At 73.3% G+C, this 5,434-nt stretch carries 7 protein-coding genes; 2 read left to right on the top strand and 5 right to left on the bottom strand.

Going from position 1 to position 5,434, the window contains the following annotated elements; translation table 11 throughout:
• The coding region (locus G3573_RS19595; protein ID WP_163263361.1) for a hypothetical protein at positions 1-838 on the top strand (838 nt) is incomplete at its 5' end.
• Between the two features lie 220 nt (positions 839-1,058).
• On the opposite strand, the gene G3573_RS19600 is transcribed toward G3573_RS19595, so the two are convergent.
• The 4 genes from G3573_RS19600 to G3573_RS19615 all read right to left on the bottom strand — a co-directional run bounded on the left by G3573_RS19600 (position 1,059) and on the right by G3573_RS19615 (position 3,280).
• Positions 1,059-1,391: a hypothetical protein gene (locus tag G3573_RS19600; protein WP_163263362.1), complete on the bottom strand. Its 333-nt coding sequence runs from the start codon at positions 1,389-1,391 to the stop codon at positions 1,059-1,061.
• A 104-nt stretch (positions 1,392-1,495) separates the two neighbouring features.
• Entirely contained in the window at positions 1,496-2,479 is a 984-nt protein-coding gene (locus G3573_RS19605; protein ID WP_163263363.1) for a hypothetical protein, read from the bottom strand.
• A gap of 94 nt (positions 2,480-2,573) precedes the next feature.
• Positions 2,574-2,918: a gamma-glutamylcyclotransferase family protein gene (locus G3573_RS19610; protein WP_163263364.1), complete on the bottom strand. Its 345-nt coding sequence runs from the start codon at positions 2,916-2,918 to the stop codon at positions 2,574-2,576.
• Between the two features lie 11 nt (positions 2,919-2,929).
• Positions 2,930-3,280, bottom strand: a complete 351-nt coding sequence (locus tag G3573_RS19615) for a DUF3147 family protein (RefSeq protein WP_163263365.1) — start codon at positions 3,278-3,280, stop codon at positions 2,930-2,932.
• A 145-nt stretch (positions 3,281-3,425) separates the two neighbouring features.
• Here G3573_RS19615 and G3573_RS19620 point away from each other — a divergent pair, with 145 nt between their 5' ends.
• The gene (locus G3573_RS19620; protein WP_163263366.1) at positions 3,426-3,626 is read left to right on the top strand and encodes a hypothetical protein; all 201 of its coding nucleotides are present in this window, start codon (positions 3,426-3,428) and stop codon (positions 3,624-3,626) included.
• A 208-nt stretch (positions 3,627-3,834) separates the two neighbouring features.
• On the opposite strand, the gene G3573_RS19625 is transcribed toward G3573_RS19620, so the two are convergent.
• Positions 3,835-5,121, bottom strand: a complete 1,287-nt coding sequence (locus tag G3573_RS19625; protein WP_163263367.1) for an amidohydrolase family protein — start codon at positions 5,119-5,121, stop codon at positions 3,835-3,837.
• Positions 5,122-5,434 lie beyond the last annotated feature (313 nt).

Consider the following 5,434-nt stretch of genomic DNA (forward strand, 5'->3'; position numbering starts at 1 on the left):
GGCCGAGGCCCGCGCGGCGCTGGCCGAGGCGCGCGACCGCCTCGCCCGCGACGCCGTCCCGCCGCCCCCGCCCAAGGCGCGCAACAGGCCCGACCCGGCCTTCGAAGCGGCCTATCTCGCGCGCGAACGGTTGGCCAAGGAGGGCGCGGAGCTGCTGGACCGCTGGGCCCCGGTGATCGAGGCCCGCGCCCTGGTCGCCGAGGGCAAGGCGGCGCAGGCCCTGCCGCTGGCGCAGGGCGTGACTTTGGACGAGCCGCGCCTGCGCGCCGACCTGATGAACGCGGTGCGCGCGGGCCTGCCCGCGGCCGAGCAGGCGAAGCTGCCGGCCCCGGCCCAGCTCCCGACCCGCCACGACCTGCTGGCCCGCCTGCCGAAGTCCATCGTGCTGGCCTTCCTGATGGAGAGCCTGCCGCAGGCCGAGCGGGCTGAGGACCTGCCGCGCTACAAGGCCGGCGCGGTGTCGGCCTGGAGCGGCTGGGACATCGATCCGCGCACGGACGGGGTGAAGGTCACCTTCCGCCACAACGGCACCGCGCCCGCCGCGGTCGAGGAGATGGCCCTGCTGCGCGCCGCCGAGGCGGCGCTGGCGGCCGGCAAGCCCGGCATGGTGGTGCTCGACCGCAAGGACCTGCGCCAGATGCTGGTCCAGACCTACAACGGCGTGCCGACGGGTGCGGCCACCCCGGCCGGCTTCTCCACCGAGCTGGAGGTGCGCTTTGTGGACGCCGCGAGCGGCGGCGGCGGCGACGGCTACGGCGGCGGCTGGCGGGTGCTGGACGCGGCCGCCGTGCGCGCGGCCCTGGCCCCGGCCTATCCGGCGCGGACGGCGGAGCGGTGAGGGGCTCCTTCTCCCCTTGAGGGAGAAGGAGGGACCCGCGCGCCGGAGCGCAGCGGAGGCTTGCGCGGGAGGATGAGGGGTCTCGCGACGGCGCCGCTGCCTTCGTTCCACGGCTTTGAAGCGCGGCGCGACCCCTCATCCTCCCGCGCGGACCTGCGGGCTGGCGCCCTCCGGTGCGCGGGCTCCGTCCTTCTCCCTCAAGGGGAGAAGGAGCCGCGCGTCAGCCGCTGGTCGTGATCGTGACCGCGCCCTTCGAGTCGCACGCGACGAAGCGGTCGGTGCCGGGGCGCACGCAGGCGGGCTCGGCGCGTTCGGCCGGGCTGAGGCGTTTGAGGCGGGCCTCGCGCTCGGCCAGGGTGCGGGTCAGCTCGGGCGCGTCGCCCGGGTTGGGGAACTTGGCCAGGGTGGCGCGATCGCGGGCGATCAGGGCTTCGATGAGCTCGCCCTTGGTCAGGGCGCGGACTTGCTTCGTCTGGGCCTCGGCGGTGGCGGCTAGGATCAGGGCGAGGGCGGGGAACGCGACGCAAGCGAGGGTACGGAACGAACGGGTCATGGGGCAGGGCTCCGTGTGTGTCGGTGCGCATTTCGTGCGACGCCGGCGGGGCCTCGTCTGTGCTCGTGCGACCGGGGCCGCCCGGCGTGCGGTGAAGCTGTGGGTCAGCGCAGCTGGGCCTGGATCGCCTTCAGATCCAGCGCGCGCACCGCGCCGCGCAGGATCGGCCCGAGGTCGCGGTGGTCGTCGCGATGGTCGATCGGCTCGGAGATCACCACCAGCTGGATCGCCGTCTTCGGCAGCCTGGGGTCGAAGTAGCTCGGGTCGTAGGCGACCACGTACTCGGCCCCGGCCACGGTGCAGGGCGTGAAGGTCCCGTACTTGAACTCGTTGCTGCGGCAGGCCCGCTCCATGCGTTGGGCCGGCGACAGGGCGGCGAGCTCGGCCTCGCGCTTGCGGACGTTCTCGTAGAGCTTCGGCGCGTCGGCCGGGTTGGGGAACTTGGCGGCGTCGGCGCGCGCCTCCCGGATACGCCGCTCCAGCACCTCGGCCTTGGTCACGTGCCGCCAGGGCTGCTTGCCGGGCTTGGTCAGGACAATGTGGTCGCGCGAGCTGAAGCGCACGACCGTGAAGCCGTCGCGGGTCGAGCCCGCCGCCGGCAGGCCGTAGTGGCCCGAGCCGTCCTCGTTCGGATTGGAGAACAGGGCGCCCGGGTCGTTGACCGTGACCTTCACGCTGGGGCCTTCGCCCGAGCCGCGCCAGGTCCCGGCCGCGTCGGGCTGCTCTTCGTTGCGATGAATGGCCAGGGCCAGCAGGGTCGCCTGGGCGGTGGCCGGGGCGCCCGTCAGCCCCTCGGTCGGCGGCGAGATCAGCACCGTGCGGTAGAAGCCGAAGCCGTGCGGTTCGGCGAGCGCCGGGGTGGCCGTCAGCGGGCCGAAGACCAGGGCGTCGACCGCCGCGCCCATCTTGCGGGCCTCGACGTTGGCGACCCCGCCCCAGCGGACCTGCACGTTCGGCCCGCTGACGCGGCCCTTGAGGTCGGGATGGGCGAGCCTGGCGCGACCGGCCGCCCAGTCGGCGTCGTCGCGCGCGGCGGCCGGCGCGGCCAGGGCGAGGAGGGGGATCAGGGCGAGGGCGAGCGAGCGCATGGCGGGGCTCCGGGGAGGGAGCCCCAGTCGTGCGGGGCGGCGAGCGGGACCGTTAAGCGCCCTGCGACGAGGGCCCGGTTCGGCGCGACGAAGCTCAGGCCTGCACGTACACCCAGGCCGTCCCGCCGGCGCGGAGCTGAGCCGCCACCCGGCGGTAGTCGTCGACCTCGTAGTCGTCAGCCGCCGCCAGTTCGGCCGGCGTGATCAGGAACACCGTGCCCTCGACCGCGTCGTCCGGCGCGCCCGCGACCAGGATCGGGTGACGGTCCGAGCCTGAGGCGGCGATCACCGCCTCGTCGGTGATCTTCACCCACTCCAGCCGCCAGCCGGTCAGGGCGTCGGCCCGACCCTCCAGCCGCCGCCCGAAGGTCGAGATCTGCACCTCGGCCTGCTGCAGGGTGCCGTAGGAGAACAGGCGCTCGGTGGTCTCGGCGGTCATGGGCGGTTCTCCTACAGCTTCAGGCCCAGCCGCGGGCCGACGGCGATCATGGCGAAGTACAGGCCGATGGTGACCGCGCAGCCGAAGCCGAGCGTCGGCCAGAACGGCGCGCCGCGACGCAGCAGGGCCGGCATGATCAGGAACATCGGCAGGGACGGCAGCACGTACCAGAAGGTGGCCTCGACGTGGGCGGCCATGCGCACCGGATCGTGCGTGTCCCGCCACAGCCACATCATGCCCATCACCGAGATCAGCGGCAGCGAGGCGACCAGGGCGCCGAAGGGCGGGCTGCGCTTGGCGATCTCCGACACCAGCACGATGATCACGCCGGAAATCGCCGCCTTCAGGATCAGGTAGTACACGCGGCCTCCGTCGGATGCGGCGCGACCATGGCCTGATTCAGGAGCTGGTTTTAGCGCGGACCGAAGCCGCCGGCCGATCGGTTGATGCGCCGAACGTAGTCAACGAACGTTGACATCTAAACGTTATTGGTTGATCGGACCCGGCATGAAGAAGGCCTCCGAGTACCGCCAGCACGCCGACGAATGCCGCCAGCTCGCCAACCGCATGGGCGTGGGCGAGCACCGCGACCAGCTGCTGGAGATGGCGGCGACCTGGGAAGCGCTGGCGGCCGACCGCGAGGCGCTGGTGACCCGCCACCCCGAACTGACCCAAGACGGGGAGGGGACGGGGAAGGGGAAGGCGTAGGGCCTCTCACAGTTCGTCATGTCGGCCGGAGGTCCGCGCAGCGCGGCCGGAGAGCCGGGACCCAGCAAGCTCGATCTGAAACCGTGCTCTCCCTCCCCTTTATGGGGAGGGACAGGCCGCGTCAGCGGCCAGGGTGGGGAAGTGTCGACCGTTCCCCACCCGGTCCCTTCGGGACCACCCTCCCCATAAAGGGGAGGGAGAACGCTTTCTATTTTTCCCGAACCACCTTCCCGCCCTTCATCACGAACACCGGCTTGCCCGCCGCGGCGATGTCGGTGGTCGGGTCGCCCTGCACCGCCACCAGGTCGGCGTAGAGCCCGGGCTTCACCTTGCCGACCCGGTCCTGCCAGCCCAGCACCTTGGCGTTGACGGCGGTGGCGGCGGTCAGGGCCTCGGCCGGGGTCATGCCCTCGCGGACCATCCAGGTCAGTTCGCGCGCGCTGTCGCCGTGGCGGAACACGCCGACGTCGGAGCCCAGGCCGATCACCACGCCCAGCTTGCGCGCGGTGTGGAAGGCCTTGTCGGCCGCGGCCATGTCGGCGGTGGGCGGGCTTTTGCCGGCGACGTAGCCCTGGAAGTACTGGCCGTAGGCCTCGTGGGCGGTCAGGGTCGGCATGAAGGCCACGCCCTTCTCGGCCATCAGGCGGAAGGTGGCCTCGGTGACGAACTGGCCGTGCTCGATGGTGTCGACGCCGGCCAGCACCGCGCGGCGCGCGCCCTCGTCGGTCGACGCGTGGGCGGCCACGGGGCGCTTCAGGTCGTGGGCGGCGGCGACCAGGGCCTTCAGCTCCTCCAGCGAGAAGGTGGCCATCGGCTCGCCGTTCGGGCCGACCCGATAGTCGGCGTAGACCTTGATCCAGTCGGCCCCGTCGGCGGCCTGTTCGCGCACGGCCGCCACGATCTCGTCGACCCCGGAGACCTCCTGGGCGCCCTGCGGCGGATCGAAGTCGCCGCTGTAGTTCTTCCGAGCCGGGCCGTAGGCGCCGCGCGCGACGATGGCGCGCCCGGCGATCGCCAGGCGCGGGCCCTCGATCATGCCGGAGTCGATCGCGCGCTTCAGCGACAGGTCGGCGTTGCCCGCGCCCTCGGTGCCGAGGTCGCGTTCGCTGGTGAAGCCGGACTGCAGGGTGGCCGCGGCTTGCGCGCCGGCGCGCAGCGTGCGGGTGGCCAGGGTCTCCTTCAACACCTGATCGTCCCAGCGGGTCTCGTCGTAGGGGTGCAGGAACAGGTGCGAGTGGGCGTCGATCAGGCCGGGCAGCAGGGTCGTGCCGGGCAGGTCGACCACGCGGGCGCCGGCGGGCGCTGCGATCTGCGCGGCCGGGCCGACGGCGGCGATCTTGTCGCCGGTGACCAGCACCGCCCAGCCGGCGTGCGCCTGACCGTCCTCGGCGGTGAACACCCGGTCGGGCTTGAGCAGCGTGCTGGCCGGCTCGGCCGCGTGGGCGGGGGCGCTGAGCGCGAGGGCGGCGAGGGCGGCCGCGAAGAGGCGTCGCACGACGGCGGTCTCCGGAAGGTTCGTACGCCGGTATGGCGGAGCGGGCGGGGCCTGTGAACCCTCTCCCGCCTGGGCGGGAGAGGGCAGGGTGAGGGTAGGGGAGACTCAGGCGTCGGCCGTTGGCGGCGCGGACAGGTCCCCCTCACCCTGCCCTCTCCCCCGCGAGCGGGGGAGAGGGTTCGCGCCGCGCTACCGCCCGTAGATCCGGTCCAGCGTCTCGGCCACCGTCACCAGCCGCTCGGCCTCGTGGTCGTACCGCTCGCCCGCGGCCAGCCGCTCGGCCCAGGCCACCGCCGCGCGGCCGCCCCAGGCG

Origin of the sequence: Caulobacter sp. 17J65-9 (assembly GCF_010975005.1) — a bacterium.
In the GTDB taxonomy this organism is placed as follows: domain Bacteria; phylum Pseudomonadota; class Alphaproteobacteria; order Caulobacterales; family Caulobacteraceae; genus 17J80-11.